Below are 16,834 nucleotides of genomic sequence, written 5' to 3' on the forward strand. Positions count from 1 at the left end.
TGTTTAACCATCAAAAACGATCGTTTTTGCCAGCCTGTTCAAACACGCTGAGTCCAATGAAAGCAATTATCCTGCGGCTTACTGGATAAACTTTTGAAAAGAAAAAGCTGGATCGCGCATCTCGATTTCATTCTCGCCCGACTCATGTTGCGCTTCTGCTGCATAAACAAGCATTTGTTGTTCATAATGGTTAATAGCCTCTTCCAGGGTTGCATGCTTGCCGTTTGTGAGGTTATCTGATAAAATTAATGCGTCTATCAGTCCGGTATTTACACCCTGACCCGCAAAAGGAGGCATCAGGTGAGCAGCATCACCAATAAGCGTAATCGGTAAAGGACGATCATTTTTCCAGGGCTCAGTTAAGGGCAGTTTTCGGGTCGGCAATCCAACAAAAAAAGAGGTTGCGCTAACTAACTGCCTGTAAGGTGCGCTCCAGGTTGAGAACCTGTTTAGAAGAAACGTACTAATGCTGTCGGTATTCTCAAAATCCAGTCCATTAGTGTGGCTCCATTCCTGGGGTTTTTCAAAAATCACACCGTAGGTTAATATACCGTTGTTATAGGGGTTTGCGACCAACAAATTTCCTTCATAAGCGGCCATCAACCTGTGGCTATTGCATAATTGATAAAACTCCGGGCATTTTACTTCCGGTTGAGGCACATCGCCCTGTATGATAAACGTTCCGGTTTCTTCTACTTCAGAATCTGTCACATAACTTCTTACTTTAGACATACCGCCGTTAGCTACGATCACAAAATCGGCAGTGGCATCAGGTTTATTTTCGAACTGTAACAACCATTGGCCGTTACAGGCTTCTAGCCCGATTAACTTCCTATCCCACACCACTGTGTTGCTTTTTAAACTGTCAAGCAACATTTTCCGCAAATCATTTCTGTTTATTTCCGGGTTATCGTACCGATTTTCGGGGGTGGGTGTTTTAGTGGTTACTATAGTTCCATGCGGGTTAGCAATGTTTATCCCCATAGGTAATGCTATAGCATAGTAGCGTTCAAGCAATCCTGCTTTTTTCATGGCTTCCTGCCCTGATTTTTTGTGCAGATCGAGCGTACCGCCCCAGATTCTTGTTTGTGCATCTTTATCTCTCTCGTAAACCATTACGTCGACTCCAGCTTGTTGTAGTAATCTTGCCATGGTGAGACCAACGGGGCCTGCACCGATAATGGCTACCTGTTTATGCGTCAGTAACATGATTTTGTCTGGTTTTCATGATCAGTCAGAAGCACAAAAGTCCCGAATGCTCGTATGGCATTCTTGTATAAACGCGACAAAATTGTTAGCCAGCGCCGGTTGCCGACTCGCTATAAAATTCGGATCTTCATTTTGGATACAATTATCAGCATTCAGGAAACACCTGTCGAACGCCACTACCTGAATTTTGTGTCATACGAAACAATCAAATAGTATGACCACAACAAACCAAACAGACGCCAGCACTGCTGTAGAGAGCAAAGCCGTTACGTTCAAATCAAATGGACTCCGCATTGCCGGTATGTTATATCTTCCCGCCGATTTTCGCGCATCAGCACAGCCACGTCCGGCCATAGTAGTAGGCCACCCTGGCGCCGGGGTAAAAGAACAGACTGCCGGACTATACGCCGGGTTGCTGGCCAACAATGGATATGTTGCTCTGGCCTTCGACGCTGCTTATCAGGGCGAGAGCGAAGGGTTGCCCCGGAATTATGAAGACCCTACACAACGGATCGAAGATATTAAGGCTGCTGTTACCTTCCTGGCTTCGATGCCGGAAATAGATGCCAATAGAATTGGTGTGCTGGGCATCTGTGCTTCTGGCGGTTATGGCGTGGCAGCAACTGCAACTGACCATAGGATAAAAGTACTCGCAACAGTATGTGCAGCTGGTATCGGACACCAGTTTCGGCAGGGAGGAGATGGATTGCAAAGTCCACAAGTAATACAGGCACTGCTTGAGCAGGCAGCGGCAGACCGTTGTGAAGTAGACAATGGAAAGGAACCCGGCGAATTCTCTATCTTCCCCCCTACTGCCGAACTGGCTAAAGCCCTGGGCCAGCATGTATATGAAGGATGGGAATACTATTGCACCGACAGGGGATATCATCTGCGTTCAGCAAAAACTTTTACGTGGAAGAGCGTAGAGCTTGTTGCTGGATTCGACGCCTTCCGCTTTGCCAACCTGATTGCCCCTCGCCCACTGCTGATGATTGCAGGGTCGGAAGCAAAAACGTTGTGGATGACGCAGGAGGCAATAAAAACAGCTCAAGAGCCTAAAGAGCTGTTTATGATTGATGGTGCCACACACGTAGACCTGTATGATAAAATGGAGTTTGTAACGCCTGCCATTACTAAGCTCCTTGCGTTTTATACTACTACACTGTAAGCCATTGGTAAGAAGCCTCTTTATTGATCAGGCAGATAAGGAGGCTTCTTATTGTAAATACCTCATTTTGTATCTTTAAACCATGAAGAAGATGGCCGCCACTCCTCACCCGATCAATTCAATATCAGAACTACACCGCCTGCTGGGTCTTCCCAAACCGCTGCAACCGATGGTGAGCCTGGTACACAACTGTACTGTGAACCTGAGGAAAGACCAGTTTCCTCAGGCACTGCTCCTTAATTTTTATAAGATGTCTTTCATAGAAGACATGCGTGGAAAAGTAAAATACGGCCAGAGCTACTATGATTTCGATGAAGGTGGGATGGTATTTGTAGCGCCGGGCCAATTGCTCACAGCAGCGTCGGATGTCAATGAATATGAAGGTTTCAATCTTTTTGTACACCCAGATTTTTTGCGTGGCTATCCACTGGCAGCTACTATCGAAACGTATCATTTCTTCACCTATACTGCCAACGAAGCGCTGCATCTTTCGGCAAAGGAGCGAACAACGATCATTTCTGTTTTTAAGATCATTGAAGACGAACTGGAGTCGCATATTGATGATTCCAGTCAGGATGTAATTATTTCGCAGATAGAACTGCTACTCAATTACAGCAATCGTTTTTACAAACGTCAGTTTACGACCCGCAAAGTGCTGAATAATGATCTGCTGGCCAGGCTGGAACGGGTGATGGATGCTTACCTCGATCAAGATATGGCCCTAACCGACGGTCGGCCTACAGTGCACTACCTGGCAGAACAACTGAACGTTTCTCCTCACTATTTAAGTGATATGCTCCGTACGCAAACCGGGCAGAATGCTCAGCAACATATACACGGGAAAATAATAGAGCGGGCAAAACTACTCTTGAGTAACACTGGTCTTACGGTGGCAGAGGTAGCCTATCAGTTGGGCTTCGAATATCCGCAGTCTTTCAATAAACTCTTCAAGCAGAAGACGCATGTTTCTCCGCTTGAGTTTCGTAAAGCGTTTAACTGATGCAACAGAGTGCCTGGGCCAGAATGGATAACCTCATGCCCCCGACCGTCTGGAGCACAAGGTTTCAACGTGCTGCATCAGGCTGGTGTGAACGCAATCAAATCGTCGCTTAGAACTAGTTTATTCTTCTTTCTCTTCCGTGCGAATACTGCCGGTGTGGTGCCACTATACCGCTTGAACTCCCGGCTTAGGTGGGCCTGATCGGTATAACCGAGTTCATACGCTAAGCCAGCAAGGCTGGCATTAGGATACAGCCATAAGTGGTTTCGCACTTGCTCAAAACGCATCAGGCCCGATACATCTTTCACACTATGCCCAGAGAATTGTTTGAATTTTCTTTCCAATGTACGAACGGTTGCATGAGCCGTTGTTGCTAGTTGGCTTACTGGCATAGTGCCGTTTGCGGCTCTCATCGCAGCTCCAGCTTTGAATAGCATACTGCCCGTGTCGATGCCCGACCGCGCATTCAGGAAATACGGTATGAGCTGAGCCAGTGCATCTTCTGGCTTACCCGCCAGCATCCACTCAGCCAGCGTAGATTGAAGTTGAACAATAGGGTGCTCAAAAATACGCACGTTATCTTTTCCCGAAGGCAGCCCAAGCAGCGTGAACACGGTCCATGGAAAGCACCTGACACCAATAATTTCCAAACGGTGCTGAGCGTAAAAAATGACAGGCCGATTGAGCAGACCCACCATAAACGGTGATGGCAGCGTTAGTAAGTCGCCATGATAAACGGTGCTACAGGCGCTTCCGAAATAAAAAATAATTTCGGCATAACCATCTGGTATTACTTCAAAGCCCGATTGTTGCTCTCCGAAGTCACGCCTATCATACCAAAAGCATTTTATGGTATCCCGTAACTCTTCAGGAGGTTCAAACTCCTGGTGCTGCATGCAGATAGCTGGCATAGGCAGATTATAAGCTATGGCTATATCGTCAACACTAGCAGAATAAAGTATGACTAAACAAAACAAGTCTTGGTCCAGCCCCTCATCATCTACTTTTCAATAGTGCATAAAAACCAGAAGAGGCAATCCAGAGCTATGTCTGATTTATGCCTCTTCGGTCTGTTTAATAGCAAATAGAGAAATCGAATTGAGGTCAGTGCCTATTCTTCTTTCTCCTCTTTCTTTTTGTTCTTATTCGGGTCCCGTTTGGCAATCAGCTCACCATCTTTCAGCTTTTTCGAGACGGCAATAAATGGTCCTGAAACAATCTGTTCTCCTGGTTTCAGGCCTGATTTCACTTCAATATTTTCGAAGTCGCTGATACCGGTTTTTACTTCGCGCTGAACAGCTTTCCCGCCAACATTCACAAAAACAATTTCTTTTACCTTCTCTTTCTTTTCGGGTTGGTTGGTATTGCCAGACTGCTGGTTGTCGTTATCATCGGGTTTTTCTTTCTCACCCGTAGCATCTACCCCTTCGCCACGCGTTGTGACGGCGGCAATTGGAACTGCCAGTACGCCCATTTTTCGGTCGGTAATGATTTCGACCGAAGCGGTCATTCCCGGCTTGAATGGGTATCCTTTTTTATCTTTCTGAGCCAGTAGGTCGGAATAAGAATTATTCAGAATTTTCACTTTTACTTCAAACTCCGTAACGGCATCGGTCGATACGGTAGCCGCAGCCGACGAACCCGTGCTTCCGGCCAGCCCATTAGCCGTATTGGCAATTTCATAAACGATGCCTTTAAATTTACGACCGGCAGTCGTGTACGAATCAACTTCAATATCGGCAGTGTCGCCCAGGGTAACCCGAACAATATCGTTTTCATTCACATTGACCCGCACTTCCATATTTTGCAGATTGGCAATACGCATGATTTCGGTTCCGGCCATTTGCGATGTACCAACTACCCGTTCGCCTAACTCGATGTTGAGCTTCGAAACGGTGCCGTTCACGGGCGAATAAATTGTGGTTTTACGCAGGTTTTCACTGGCGTCGCGCAGGCTGGCCTCAGCACTCTGGATATTGAACTGAGCCGCCCGAACATTGGCATTGGCTGCTTCAACTTCCTGTTTGGCAACATTGTAGTTGGCCTCGCTGGTTTCCAGATCGGCCGACGACACTACTTTATCGGCAAACAATTTGCGATTACGTTCGTAGTCGGCCTTTGCCCGAATCAGCCGCGCACTCGACTGGGCTACCGATGCTTTCGACTGCTCTAGTTGTGCCCTGCTCTGATTTACGGTGGCTTTGGCCCGTGCCATCATCGATTCGTAGTTATCGGGCCGAATACGGCACAGCAACTGTCCGGCCTTTACCGGATCACCTTCGTTCACATAGAGGCCAATGATTTCGCCCGACACATCCGGACTTATTTTTACTTCTACCTGTGGCTGAACGCGCCCCGATGCGCTAACCCGTTCGATGATATTAGTACGCTTAACTTCGGCAAAATCGACTTCGGTGGGTTTGGGCTTCCCAATGATTCCTGTTTGTTTGGCGGCTACTAACCCAACGACAAGCACCACAACCAGTCCACCTAAAATCCACCAAATTCTGTTAGATTTCTTTCTCATAATGTGACAAGTATAATGAATAATGTAGAATGTAAAATGGTTGTAGCTCTTTTTTAAAAGCTGTTCTATTATTCATCATACATTGCACACTATTCACTAAAAACTAAGCGGTTTATTCTGATAATAATCTAAAATTTTCGTTCTGAATACGTAATCATACTTGGTTTGCACCAGACTGGCCCGCGCCCGATCCAGATTGGTTTTTGCAATCGTGTAATCGGTTGCGTTGATGGCTCCGGCATTCAAACGGCTTTCGGCGACTTCAAACGCTTTTTCGAGCGATGAAACCTGAACCTGCGTTGCCCGATACTTGTTGGCAGCAGCACGCATATTGGTATACGCTGTTTCGATTTGCTGGCGCAGGACCAATCGGGTATTCTGAGCAGTCAGTTCGGCTGTCTGCTGCTGAATTTTGGCTGTAGTGACCCGGTTCCGCGACAAATTGCCCTGAAAAATAGGTACACGCAGGAACAAAGACGCTGACTGGCTAAAGTTATTTTTAAGTTGGTTACCGTAGCTTACTCCCAACCGGTCATATTGGGGACTATTAGTGTAGACGGGAAGGTTATTTCCATTCGGATCAGTAAAATAGCCAAGTGTTTGTTGAATTGTCTGCCCATTAGGGGTTGATTTAGTGGCAGCGCTGGAATAGATCGTACTTAAACCTGCATTCAATGACAATGTTGGATAAAGGCCCCCTTTAGCAACTTGTACACCCAGCATAGCACTTTTTACACGCATATCAGCCCCTTTTATCTCGGGCAACGTGCTGGATGCTACATCGTATAATTGCTGTACACTAGCCGTATAGGGGTCCAGACCAGGATCAGGCACATTCACTGGCTCAACCTCAAAATCCTGGTTGATAGGCACATTCATCGACTGTAACAAGGCCACTTTAGCCAGGTCCACCGTATTCTGGGCGGTTACAATATCAACCTGATTACTGGCCAGAGTAGCCCGCAGTTCATATAAATTAGCTTCCGGCGCCGAGCCAGCGCTCACCAGGCGCTGCATACGGTCGAGCTGAGCCTGGGTCACTTCGGCTTGCCGCCGGGCAACCGCTAACTGCTCCGTACCAGTCAACACATTCAGATAGTTCTGGGCAACGGTCAACGAAACATTATTTTTGGTAGCATTCAGTTCCTGTTGGCTTGCCTGCAATGTCAGTTCATTTTGTTTGACCGTATTCCGCAATACCATGCCATTATATACTGTAAACGAAGCGTTTAACTGGTAGTTACTGGAATGAATCGTTTGCTGAACGAAGGCGTTTGACTGAGGGTTAATGCTATACCCACCGTTTATACCCTGGTTGGTCTGAAAACTGGTGGTTGGCAGCAAATTCAGCCGGGACTGATGCAGTTGCAAGTCGCTATTGGCAACTGTTAGCTGTCCCTGCCGAACAGTAATATTGTTCTGCTGGGCAATTTCAATACATTGTAACAAATTCAGCCTGGCCGGAGTAGATGCCGATGAAGCCGTTGCGGCACCGCTGAGCGACTCCGCATTCGGATTAGTTTGGGCATACGTTCCGGTAAGACTTGTTGTTAGCATCAGAGCAACAATGGCTCCGATTGATTTCCACGCCACTTGCATGTTCGCTGGATTTTGATGGTTCAATGTTACAAACTTACTTTCGGGGCAACTATTATTTTGGGATAAACGGCGCAAACTAAGCATGTTTCTGGTTTATAATTCGGATATACTTACAGAAGACGAGTTTCAATTGCCGGTCGGCGACCGGGCTTTTCAATATGGTGATGGCCTTTTCGAGACAATTCGCTACGAAAACAACCACCTTTGGTTTTGGTCTGATCACATGACTCGCCTAACAGCTGGCATGCTGGCATTAGGCTTATCGGTGCCTGCCGGATTCAATGAACCCACCATTCAGCATTCGATTCTTCGGTTGATTTCGGCTAATGGCCTTACTCCTAATCCGGCCCGGATTAAGCTCCAGGTCTGGCGAAAACCGGGCGGACTCTACACACCTTCCAGTCAGGATTTCAACTGGCTGATTACCGCTCGTGAAGGACAGCCCTTTCGGATAAGCAAGCAGACAAAAATAGGAATTTTTGACACCTACCGCCTGAACGAATCCCCAGTTTCGGCATTTAAAACGCTGAACGCGCTACCTTATGTGCTAGCCGGCCAACACAAACAAAAACATGGTTTCAGCGATGTTGCCCTACTGAATGTTGGCGGTTACCTTGCCGAGTGCGTGGCATCGAACCTGTTCTGGTTTCAGAATGGCCTTCTCTACACACCTTCTCTCCATACGGGTTGCATTGATGGTATTGCCCGGCGGCAATTAATGCGCCGTTTCCCCGATATCCAGGAGGGCTTATTCTTGCCAACAATACTCGATGAAGCTGAGGCTGTTTTTGCGGCTAATGTTATGGGTATTCAATTGTTCAGCGGAGGATGGCCCGACAAACGGCTAGACCAAATCAGGGAAATTTTCATACATAAATCTGTTTAAGTTAAGCTTTCGGGTAGCGTCGATTGGTATTGATCGGTGCTAAGCAGCAACCAGTAGATCAAGTGCCGTGCCATCCTGATTAACCATTGACTTACAGATAATTACACGAAAAGCCTGATTCACTTCGTCCGTTCCCGGACAATTTTTTACCCAAAATCGGACAGGCCGTAACGGCTTACCCTCTGCCCGATCCGAAAACCTGACGAAACTCAATAAATGGCAAAAAAAGTGAGTAGCTATACTTTTTAAGCCCCTGTTACTATCTTTACTTAACTACAACTAGCGAAACCGCTAACCCATCTCTGCCGTACCATTTTTTATAAGATTACATTTTTCGAAAACCAATAAGACTTCTTACAGCTTATGGGTTTATGAATCTAATGAAGCAATTTCAAGATTTGCCCGCCCGCCGTCAGGAACAACTGATGGCTTTTGATCGCCTGCTGACTATTATGGACGAACTTCGCGCTCAGTGCCCCTGGGATCGTAAGCAAACCATGGATAGTCTGCGGCATCTGACCATTGAAGAAACCTACGAATTGTCGGATGCCATTCTCGAAAAAGACATGGGTGAGATTCGGAAAGAACTGGGCGACATTCAGCTCCATCTGGTTTTTTACGCCAAAATCGCATCAGAAACGGGCAACTTCGACATAGCTGACGTGCTGAACGGCGTTTGCGACAAGCTCATTAGCCGTCATCCACATATTTACGGCGATGCCGTTGCCGAGACCGAAGAGCAGGTTAAGGCCAACTGGGAGCAATTGAAACTCAAAGAAGGAAACAAGTCTGTGTTGGCGGGCGTGCCGGGTTCGTTGCCAGCGCTGGTAAAAGCAATGCGGATTCAGGAAAAAGCACGAGGAGCCGGATTCGACTGGGAAGAGAAACAACAGGTCTGGGAAAAGGTGGAAGAAGAAATGCAGGAGTTCAAGGCTGAATTCAACACCGAAACAAACAATGCGATTGACCCCGCCCGGGCCGAAGGCGAATTTGGCGACCTGCTGTTTTCACTGGTCAACTACGCCCGCTTTATCGATATCAATCCCGAAACAGCTCTCGAACGAACCAACAAAAAATTCATCAAACGATTTACGTATCTGGAACAACAGGCTCGGGCCAATGGCAAATCGCTAAGCGAAATGACGCTGGCCGAAATGGACGTATACTGGAACGAAGCCAAAACCGAACCGCCCGGTAGTCCGGCAGGATTGCACTGATTTATGGGTGTGCTCTACCAAAGCCAACAAACAATCTGTCGAATCTTTCAATCCGTATAATCACACAGCGATGGCTGTGCGGTTCAGAAACATTGCCCTATGCGAATTGCCTTCATCACAGATTTACACATCGATGCGGCTGGCGTAAACCCAAAAGGCGTTGATGTCCGGCAAAATTTCCTCAATACCCTTGCTTTTCTATCGGAGTTGAAGCCTGCCTGTCTGGTGCTGGGTGGCGACATCTGCAACACCGCTGGCGACCCGGCTATTTACGAATGGGTCTGCCAGCAACTGGCTCAATTGCCTTTTCCGCACTACGTTATTCCGGGAAACCACGACGATTCGGTTATGGTAGCCGAAGCTTTTGGCCGCAAACATAACCTGCACGATAACGAACTTTATTTTGCACTGCCGCTGGAAGGCAGGCCAACCCTCTTTCTGGACACGTCTAAAGGTGAGTTATCGCCCCAACAATGGAATTGGCTTCGCGAATACATGGCAGCCCTACGCGACAATAATGTGCTGATTTTTATGCATCATCCGCCCATTCCGGCCGATGTAACCTATATGGATGCCCATGATTCATTCCACCAAAGTGAAGAATTTCTGGATCTGGTGAAAGGATCGTCCTGCCATGTTACGGTCGTTTGCGGGCATTATCACGTTGAGAAAGTAGTACAGCGTGGTAATCTCATGATGCTTATAACGCCTTCAACCTTTGTTCAGATCAAACATGACCCTGCGGAAATAGAGATTGACAATTACTACGTTGGGATTCGGGAAATCAATCTGACAACCCATGGCACAACCAGTACGGTTCATTATCTTTAGAGCTCTTGTTCCGTAATGGTTTATACTGAAAATGCTTCGTTTACTGGCAGTTAGTTATCTAGCTCTGCTCTGCTCAGTCCAACTTTTTGGGCAAAGTAGCAATTATCATGTTTATTTTGGAACGGCGTCAACCAAATCCGGACAACAAATTATTCTACGTCAGTGGCAACAGAACAACCAGACGCATTACTTTATGGTTGATTCTAAAACGCTCGAAACCTCAGTTGCAATTCTACAGCCCCAAACGGTAAAACCACTTCCATGGGAAACGCTCAAACAGCAGTTTCAGCAAACACCGTATTTCCGGGCCATACGAACAGAGCAAGAGCGGGACACTAATCTACAGGATGCCGGTCTGGAGCGGGCCGATACGACCGAGCGTGGTTTTAGTCTGACCATAGACCTGTGTCCGTCCAATAAACCGCTAACCCGTTCGGTATTTGAGCAATTGATTGCGGCCTTCGGCCCTGAAGAAAAACCCATTCCGATTACGATAACCATTACCGGCCTCTGGATGGCTCGTCATGCCGATGATCTGGCTTACTTGAAAAATCTGGTTAGTCGCGGACAACTCGATATCACCTGGGTGAATCACTCCTATTATCATCATTATGATCCACGGTTGCCGCTATCGGTAAACTTTCTGCTGGAGCCGAACACTAATCTTTCTAAAGAAATACTGCTAAACGAACAGGCAATGCTTCAAAATGGCTTGCTTCCTTCAATTTTTTTTCGGTTTCCGGGATTGGTGTCCAACAAAACTATTTTTGATCGGGTACTATCCTTTGGGTTGCTTCCAATTGGCAGTGATGCCTGGTTAGCGAAAAAGCAGCAACCCAGTCAGGGAAGTCTGGTTCTGATTCATGCGAATGGGAACGAGCCACTAGGCATCGCTGACTTTATTCAGCTCATTCGTCAGCATTCAGGTGCTATTCGTAACAAACAATGGCTGCTTTATCAGTTGCCGACAAGCATTGTCGATACGGTTGGCAAATAAAGCGGTGTCAACAGCTTGCTACTGTTCAAGCCGTTTTTCCAGCGATTCTATTTTTTGCCGCAACCGTCTGATTTCCCGCGTAAGCGACTGGATATCGTCCTGTTCTTTTTCCTGCTCCTGTTCAATAAAGAAATTGGCAACATAGCCCGTAAATGTACCAAATAAGCCAACGCCCGCTATCATCAGAACGGCGGCAATAAATCGGCCGAGTGTTGTTACCGGATATCGATCGCCATAGCCAACGGTCGTTATCGTAACAAAGGCCCACCAGAGTGCATCCGACGGTGTTTTAATATTAGCCTCGGGCACCCGCTCAACCGATAAAATTGCAATGGCCCCAAAAATCATCAGCAATACCGAACTCAACAATACTGCGGAGAGCGTTCCATTGGCCCGATTTCTAAACAGATACGCCAAAAATTCATGCATTGACCGAAATGCCCGAACCATCCGCAAAATACGAACCACTCGCACAACCTGCCCCAAACGAAACCAGTCAAGTGCCGGAATACTGGCCAATAAATCGATCCAGCCCCAACGCAGAAATTTCAGCTTATCGGGTGCCTGATAGAGTCGCAGAAAGAAATCGAACAGGAAATAGATGCAGATTCCGGTATCGATCTGATCAAGTAGTTTACGGCTACCAGGATGCATCGGTACCAATTCCCGAACCAGGAGAGCCAGGACTACATAAGCCGATAAAACCAGCATAACCATCTGGTGGAGTGTCAATTTAGAGGAAACCAACCGGCGCATAGCAAAGGAAGTGAGTAAGCAGTGGCGAACGAAACAAGCTTAACCGTCGAAGATAAAGCATAAAGATTAGCTGTTTTTTTCAGACTGATCTTTTCCCGCTCATTTAACCAAAAAGCCTGCGATTCTCTTCTACAGAGAGTCGCAGGCTATAAAAATTATCGTTGATTAATAAACTTTACCGCGCTGAATAATTGGGGGCTTCTTTCTGGATTGAAATATCGTGCGGATGGCTTTCACGCGAGCCAGCAGTCGTAATTTTCACGAATTTGGCTTGTTGCAGGGTTGGAATATCGGCAGCACCGCAATAGCCCATACCCGCTTTCAGACCGCCAACCAGTTGATAAGTAATTTCAGACACTTTGCCTTTGAACGGTACCCGTCCTACAATACCTTCTGGAACAAGTTTTTTGATGTCGTCTTCAGCATCCTGGAAATAACGGTCTTTAGAACCATCTTCCATTGCCTCAACCGATCCCATGCCGCGATACGTCTTAAACCGGCGTCCTTCATACAGCACAATCTCGCCCGGTGCTTCTTCAGTACCCGCCAGCAAAGACCCAATCATAACCGTGCTGGCACCACCCGCAAGGGCTTTGGTAATATCGCCCGAGAAACGAATGCCCCCATCGGCAACAACCGGCACACCCGTGCCAGCCAGCGCTTTGGCTGATTCGTAGACGGCTGTTAGCTGCGGCATACCAATACCGGCAATAATCCGGGTCGTACAAATACTACCTGGCCCTACTCCTACTTTCACCGCGTCGGCTCCAGCATCGGCCAGTGCTTTGGCTCCTTCGCCAGTTGCTACATTACCGGCAATAACCTGAAGATTCGGGAACTGCGTCTTAATATTTCGTACGGCATCCAGAACGCCCTTTGAGTGTCCATGGGCCGTATCGACGCTAATCACATCGACGCCTGCTTTCACAAGCGCTTCAATTCGGCGCTGAAGGTCAGGCGTAACACCTACAGCAGCCCCAACGCGCAAACGGCCCAACTCATCTTTGCAGGCATTTGGATGGCTCTTTTTCTTCAGAATGTCTTTGTAGGTAATCAGACCAACCAGGTGATAGTGATCATCGACGATGGGCAATTTCTCGATTCGGTATTCCTGAAGAATACTTTCGGCTTCTTCCAGTGTTAAGCCAACCCGCGCGGTGATCAGTTTCTCCCTGGTCATTATATCCGTTACGGGCTTAGAAAGATCGTTCTGGAAGCGTAAATCCCGGTTCGTAAGAATACCGACCAACTTACCTGTGCCGTCGACAACTGGAATACCGCCAATTTTGAATTCGCGCATAATTTTATGCGCATCGCCAAGCGTCGCCGATTCTAACAGCGTAATGGGATCGATAATCATCCCACTTTCAGAGCGTTTTACTTTGCGGACCTCATCGGCCTGCTCTTCAACGCTCATATTTTTATGGATAATGCCGATGCCTCCTTCCTGCGCCATCGCAATAGCCAGTGCCGACTCCGTGACGGTGTCCATAGCCGCCGAAATAAGCGGAATGTTCAGACGGATTGTGCGGGTAAGCTGGGTTGTGGTATTTGTATCGCGCGGGAGGACCTCCGAGTAGGCAGGTAGCAGCAATACATCGTCGTAGGTGAGAGCCTCGTAAAGAAACTTGCTCGTATCTAAGCTCATGGCAAATAAACAGGTGATGTTATTTGCCGGACAAAATTACGAAATAAGTTTCGAATTATACTTATTCAACGTTTAAGATTTACAGGATGAACCTGTTTAAACTTTCGCTAAAATCCCCAAAACCGTGTGAATTTTGAAGCGCGAACTTTAAATACACATAGTAATGGGGATCATCGACAAAGCTATGATTGAAAAATGGATTTTGCCGTATCTGACAGTGGGAACACGTGGATTTGAGACAACAGTCCCACTTACGCAGATTGTCGAATGCATCGCTCCGATTTCTATGGCTTAAGCAAGTGCTAACGTATAATTTTTGTCCGCATCGGCGGTCCGAATATTTTTCACCTCGCCGAACTACTGCACAAACCCGGTGAATGAGCTTGTTGCGAACTGCATTAAGTACTAGCATCTTGTGCTTCCCTTCGCCGAGTTTGCGTTGATAGTAGTCCTGAAGGTCCCCTTTCATCTGGATAGCCGACATTGTACCCATATGAACCAGCGCTTTCAGGCGCTTGCGCGCCTGGTGACTCACTTTGGTTTTACCCCGTACACTCGTTCCTGAACGGTACCGCACAGGCGGCTCTGTCGAAGGGAGCAACTCCGGCGTGACAAGCCAACTTTTTAGGCTCGTTGATGGTTTGCATTTCGTTGGTGGCCACAACCAGTTCGGTTGCGATCACAGGCCCGATGCCTGGTACGGAAATCATCAAGTCGAACAATTCTTTCAGCCGAGCATCGGCTTCGATGAGCTCTTTGATGGCTAACTCAACCGCCTTTTGTTCTTCTTTGAGGGCGATGAGTGATTTTTAGACGTTGCCTTTGAGTTTTTTTTGGAGCGCCTTGCTGATGAACGTTTCTTGCTCAGCTACTGGAACTGCCAACAGATTATACGCCTGATTGAGCCGCTGGCGGGTGGTACTAAGAAAGGCTAATTTCTGAATAACCTCGCGTGGGGGCTGCCAAAGGCGCATTTGATCGCGGAAGCGATACGCGTATTGAGCAATGCGCTGGGCATCAACTTTATCCGTTTTACCCCATTGCATGCCACCTGCCTGTTTAATCTGCAAAGACGATTCTAGCCAGATAGCCAGCTTTTGTTGGTCAAGTAACTCCAGCAGATGAGCATTGTACAGGCCCGTATGTTCCATACAGAACACTGCCAGCTTGGGATTCCAACCAGGCAGTGCTTTAAACTCGGCTAAAGCAGTCTTAATACCCGCCAGAGTGTTGGCACCATGGGTACTAAGTTGCAATCCTTGTTGGGTAAAAACGGCCCAATCCAAAGTGTCTTTGGCAATGTCGATGCCAATGAACCAGGCCGCCGGGGCGGTAGCAAAAGTCCATAACAAGGTTTAGTTTTGAATGAGTAGTCAACTCCTTGCTTTTCTCGACCGGCAGCGGCCGACCGCCTTTCGTGGGCCTGCAATCCCTTATTTCTATTCGAGTCTTATGGCAATGGAAACAGAGAGGGACCTGACCGCGACGGCGGACCGTTCGGAGCATAGGTCTTTGACTCCTCGGCGACCCGGTAGGGTAACCCTCTCTGGTTGACTACTGGCAAAAGCTCAAATCTTGGTTTCTTACCAGCCCACAAACCTAAAGGGCGACCCGGTTTCCATCGCTTAAAAACGGGGTGTCAATGGCGTGAGTTACCTACAAAACAGTTTTTCACAGATAAAGTCTTGAGTTGGAATGCGGTCTTTTACTATCATAATAAGTGGAGTAAGGCCAATTGCTGGAAGGCCATTTGGCTTAATTTGTTGAGCAAAAACCTGAAGCATTTAGACCTGTCGAGTGTCGAGTTTGACGGTAGTCATACACCTGCCAAAAACGGGGGGATGCCGTAGGCTACCAAGGGCGAAAAGCCTGTAATACCACAAATGCGCTGTTTATGTCCGATAATCAAGGGCTTATGCTGGCCATGTCTACTCCTCAAGCAGGGCAACACCAGGATCTATTCCAAATTCAAGTACTATTTGATGGGATTTGTAGCCTGTTGAAAGAAGCAGGTATCAACTTGAAAGGCTTATTTCTCAATGCTGACGCTGGCTTTGATTCGGCTAGTTTCAGAACCGCCTGTGAGCAAGAAGAAATCCTGGCCAATGTGAAAGAGAATCCCAGAAATTCATCTAATCAAGACCAGAGGCCTTATCCAACCGGTACCCATATTTTCGATGACGACTTGTACACCGATCGTTCCGTGATTGAACATGCTAATGCTTGGATGGACGGCTTCAAAGCTCTTTTGATCCGGTTTGAGTTTTCAGTCAAAAACTGGATGAGTCTACATTTTATTGCATTCTCAGTCATTTTCTTGCGAAAAATCAACCGTAAAGCGAAAGTTTAAACAGGTTCTTAATAAAGATCGAATAAGTAAACGACAAATCGTCAAAAAAAATATTTATACGGCTATTGTAGGCCCTTTAACATAAGTCAGATTACCGTTTGTGAGTCATGCAACAAAGCCTTTACTTTAGATTATTAGTACTCTTTAAGGCCCAATAAATTAATACGGGTTGAAAGAATAAACGAGCAAATCTTTTTTGGTCTGTATCTAAGCCGAATGCACTTCTCCGATTAATATACTGCGACAGATTACCAGGAAAAACCGCCGTAAAAAAGCTGGCAGCAATTTTCCCGATTAATTTTTGATGCTTTTTGTGAGTAAGTACCAAACTACTACCTAAGGCTATTTCGACCAATCCTGAATAAAGAACGGTTTCATCTTTTGATAAAGGAACCCAGTCGGGAACCTGCGCCCGAAACGCTTTTCGGGCAAATGTCAGATGGCTTACACCTGCCACTACTAAACTCCCGCCCAGAAGTATTCTGGCCAATCGCTTTATCGTCTTCTTTTTCATTCTGTTGAGGCCCATTTTATGAGATTACAACAGAAATCCAGAAACATTGTTAAGAAAGCTACTGGTTTGACCCACTGCTCCTGTCTATACCAGCATGCTACATAGCTCCATTAACTATATTTATATCAAAAT

19 protein-coding genes are annotated in these 16,834 nt (G+C 46.9%); 9 read left to right on the forward strand and 10 right to left on the reverse strand.

Features of this window, described 5'->3' with window-relative positions; genetic code table 11:
- Window positions 1–78 precede the first annotated feature (78 nt).
- Window positions 79–1,209: an NAD(P)/FAD-dependent oxidoreductase gene (locus tag WBJ53_RS27285; RefSeq protein ID WP_338872173.1), complete on the reverse strand. Its 1,131-nt coding sequence runs from the start codon at window positions 1,207–1,209 to the stop codon at window positions 79–81.
- 54 nt (window positions 1,210–1,263) lie between these two features.
- Here WBJ53_RS27285 and WBJ53_RS27290 point away from each other — a divergent pair, with 54 nt between their 5' ends.
- The 3 genes from WBJ53_RS27290 (at window position 1,264) to WBJ53_RS27300 (ending at window position 3,377) form a co-directional block, all read left to right on the forward strand.
- Complete coding sequence (locus WBJ53_RS27290) at window positions 1,264–1,422, forward strand: hypothetical protein (RefSeq protein WP_338872175.1); 159 nt, start codon at window positions 1,264–1,266, stop codon at window positions 1,420–1,422.
- A 1-nt stretch (window position 1,423) separates the two neighbouring features.
- Window positions 1,424–2,377 carry an alpha/beta hydrolase gene (locus WBJ53_RS27295; protein WP_338872177.1) on the forward strand — a complete coding sequence of 318 codons (954 nt, stop codon included), beginning with the start codon at window positions 1,424–1,426 and terminating at the stop codon, window positions 2,375–2,377.
- Between the two features lie 82 nt (window positions 2,378–2,459).
- Window positions 2,460–3,377 (forward strand): helix-turn-helix domain-containing protein, encoded by a 918-nt coding sequence (locus WBJ53_RS27300; RefSeq protein ID WP_338872179.1) that lies wholly within the window; start codon window positions 2,460–2,462, stop codon window positions 3,375–3,377.
- Window positions 3,378–3,454: 77 nt separating this feature from the next.
- On the opposite strand, the gene WBJ53_RS27305 is transcribed toward WBJ53_RS27300, so the two are convergent.
- From WBJ53_RS27305 to WBJ53_RS27315, 3 genes are all read right to left on the reverse strand, one after another.
- Entirely contained in the window at window positions 3,455–4,288 is an 834-nt protein-coding gene (locus WBJ53_RS27305; protein WP_338872181.1) for a helix-turn-helix domain-containing protein, read from the reverse strand.
- Between the two features lie 200 nt (window positions 4,289–4,488).
- The gene (locus WBJ53_RS27310) at window positions 4,489–5,904 is read right to left on the reverse strand and encodes an efflux RND transporter periplasmic adaptor subunit (protein ID WP_338872183.1); all 1,416 of its coding nucleotides are present in this window, start codon (window positions 5,902–5,904) and stop codon (window positions 4,489–4,491) included.
- A gap of 96 nt (window positions 5,905–6,000) precedes the next feature.
- Window positions 6,001–7,503: a TolC family protein gene (locus WBJ53_RS27315; protein ID WP_338872185.1), complete on the reverse strand. Its 1,503-nt coding sequence runs from the start codon at window positions 7,501–7,503 to the stop codon at window positions 6,001–6,003.
- 82 nt (window positions 7,504–7,585) lie between these two features.
- Here WBJ53_RS27315 and WBJ53_RS27320 point away from each other — a divergent pair, with 82 nt between their 5' ends.
- The 4 genes from WBJ53_RS27320 (at window position 7,586) to WBJ53_RS27335 (ending at window position 11,434) form a co-directional block, all read left to right on the forward strand.
- Window positions 7,586–8,389 (forward strand): aminotransferase class IV, encoded by an 804-nt coding sequence (locus WBJ53_RS27320; RefSeq protein ID WP_338872187.1) that lies wholly within the window; start codon window positions 7,586–7,588, stop codon window positions 8,387–8,389.
- A 380-nt stretch (window positions 8,390–8,769) separates the two neighbouring features.
- Window positions 8,770–9,606, forward strand: a complete 837-nt coding sequence (gene mazG, locus WBJ53_RS27325; protein WP_338872189.1) for a nucleoside triphosphate pyrophosphohydrolase — start codon at window positions 8,770–8,772, stop codon at window positions 9,604–9,606.
- 99 nt (window positions 9,607–9,705) lie between these two features.
- Entirely contained in the window at window positions 9,706–10,437 is a 732-nt protein-coding gene (locus WBJ53_RS27330; RefSeq protein ID WP_338872191.1) for a metallophosphoesterase, read from the forward strand.
- 193 nt (window positions 10,438–10,630) lie between these two features.
- Window positions 10,631–11,434, forward strand: coding sequence for a polysaccharide deacetylase (locus WBJ53_RS27335; RefSeq protein ID WP_338872193.1), 804 nt, complete (start codon window positions 10,631–10,633; stop codon window positions 11,432–11,434).
- A gap of 18 nt (window positions 11,435–11,452) precedes the next feature.
- On the opposite strand, the gene WBJ53_RS27340 is transcribed toward WBJ53_RS27335, so the two are convergent.
- The 5 genes from WBJ53_RS27340 to WBJ53_RS27360 all read right to left on the reverse strand — a co-directional run bounded on the left by WBJ53_RS27340 (window position 11,453) and on the right by WBJ53_RS27360 (window position 15,190).
- Entirely contained in the window at window positions 11,453–12,190 is a 738-nt protein-coding gene (locus tag WBJ53_RS27340) for an ion transporter (RefSeq protein ID WP_338872195.1), read from the reverse strand.
- A gap of 175 nt (window positions 12,191–12,365) precedes the next feature.
- Window positions 12,366–13,838, reverse strand: a complete 1,473-nt coding sequence (guaB, locus tag WBJ53_RS27345) for an IMP dehydrogenase (RefSeq protein WP_338872197.1) — start codon at window positions 13,836–13,838, stop codon at window positions 12,366–12,368.
- Between the two features lie 79 nt (window positions 13,839–13,917).
- Window positions 13,918–14,415 carry a transposase gene (locus tag WBJ53_RS27350; RefSeq protein ID WP_338872199.1) on the reverse strand — a complete coding sequence of 166 codons (498 nt, stop codon included), beginning with the start codon at window positions 14,413–14,415 and terminating at the stop codon, window positions 13,918–13,920.
- The gene (locus WBJ53_RS27355; protein WP_338872201.1) at window positions 14,381–14,548 is read right to left on the reverse strand and encodes a transposase; all 168 of its coding nucleotides are present in this window, start codon (window positions 14,546–14,548) and stop codon (window positions 14,381–14,383) included. Before WBJ53_RS27355 ends, WBJ53_RS27350 begins: the two co-directional genes overlap by 35 nt.
- Window positions 14,549–14,647: 99 nt before the next feature.
- The gene (locus WBJ53_RS27360; protein WP_338872203.1) at window positions 14,648–15,190 is read right to left on the reverse strand and encodes a transposase; all 543 of its coding nucleotides are present in this window, start codon (window positions 15,188–15,190) and stop codon (window positions 14,648–14,650) included.
- Window positions 15,191–15,388: 198 nt separating this feature from the next.
- Between WBJ53_RS27360 and WBJ53_RS27365 the strand changes: the two genes are divergently transcribed.
- Both WBJ53_RS27365 and WBJ53_RS27370 read left to right on the forward strand, forming a co-directional pair.
- Entirely contained in the window at window positions 15,389–15,688 is a 300-nt protein-coding gene (locus WBJ53_RS27365) for a transposase (protein WP_338872205.1), read from the forward strand.
- A 44-nt stretch (window positions 15,689–15,732) separates the two neighbouring features.
- Entirely contained in the window at window positions 15,733–16,188 is a 456-nt protein-coding gene (locus tag WBJ53_RS27370) for a transposase (RefSeq protein ID WP_338872207.1), read from the forward strand.
- Window positions 16,189–16,309: 121 nt separating this feature from the next.
- Here the strand turns inward: WBJ53_RS27370 and WBJ53_RS27375 are convergent, their stop codons facing one another.
- Window positions 16,310–16,702 (reverse strand): hypothetical protein, encoded by a 393-nt coding sequence (locus WBJ53_RS27375; protein ID WP_338872209.1) that lies wholly within the window; start codon window positions 16,700–16,702, stop codon window positions 16,310–16,312.
- Between the last annotated feature and the right edge of the window lie 132 nt (window positions 16,703–16,834).

It is taken from the genome of Spirosoma sp. SC4-14 (assembly GCF_037201965.1).
Classification (GTDB): Bacteria; Bacteroidota; Bacteroidia; order Cytophagales; family Spirosomataceae; genus Spirosoma.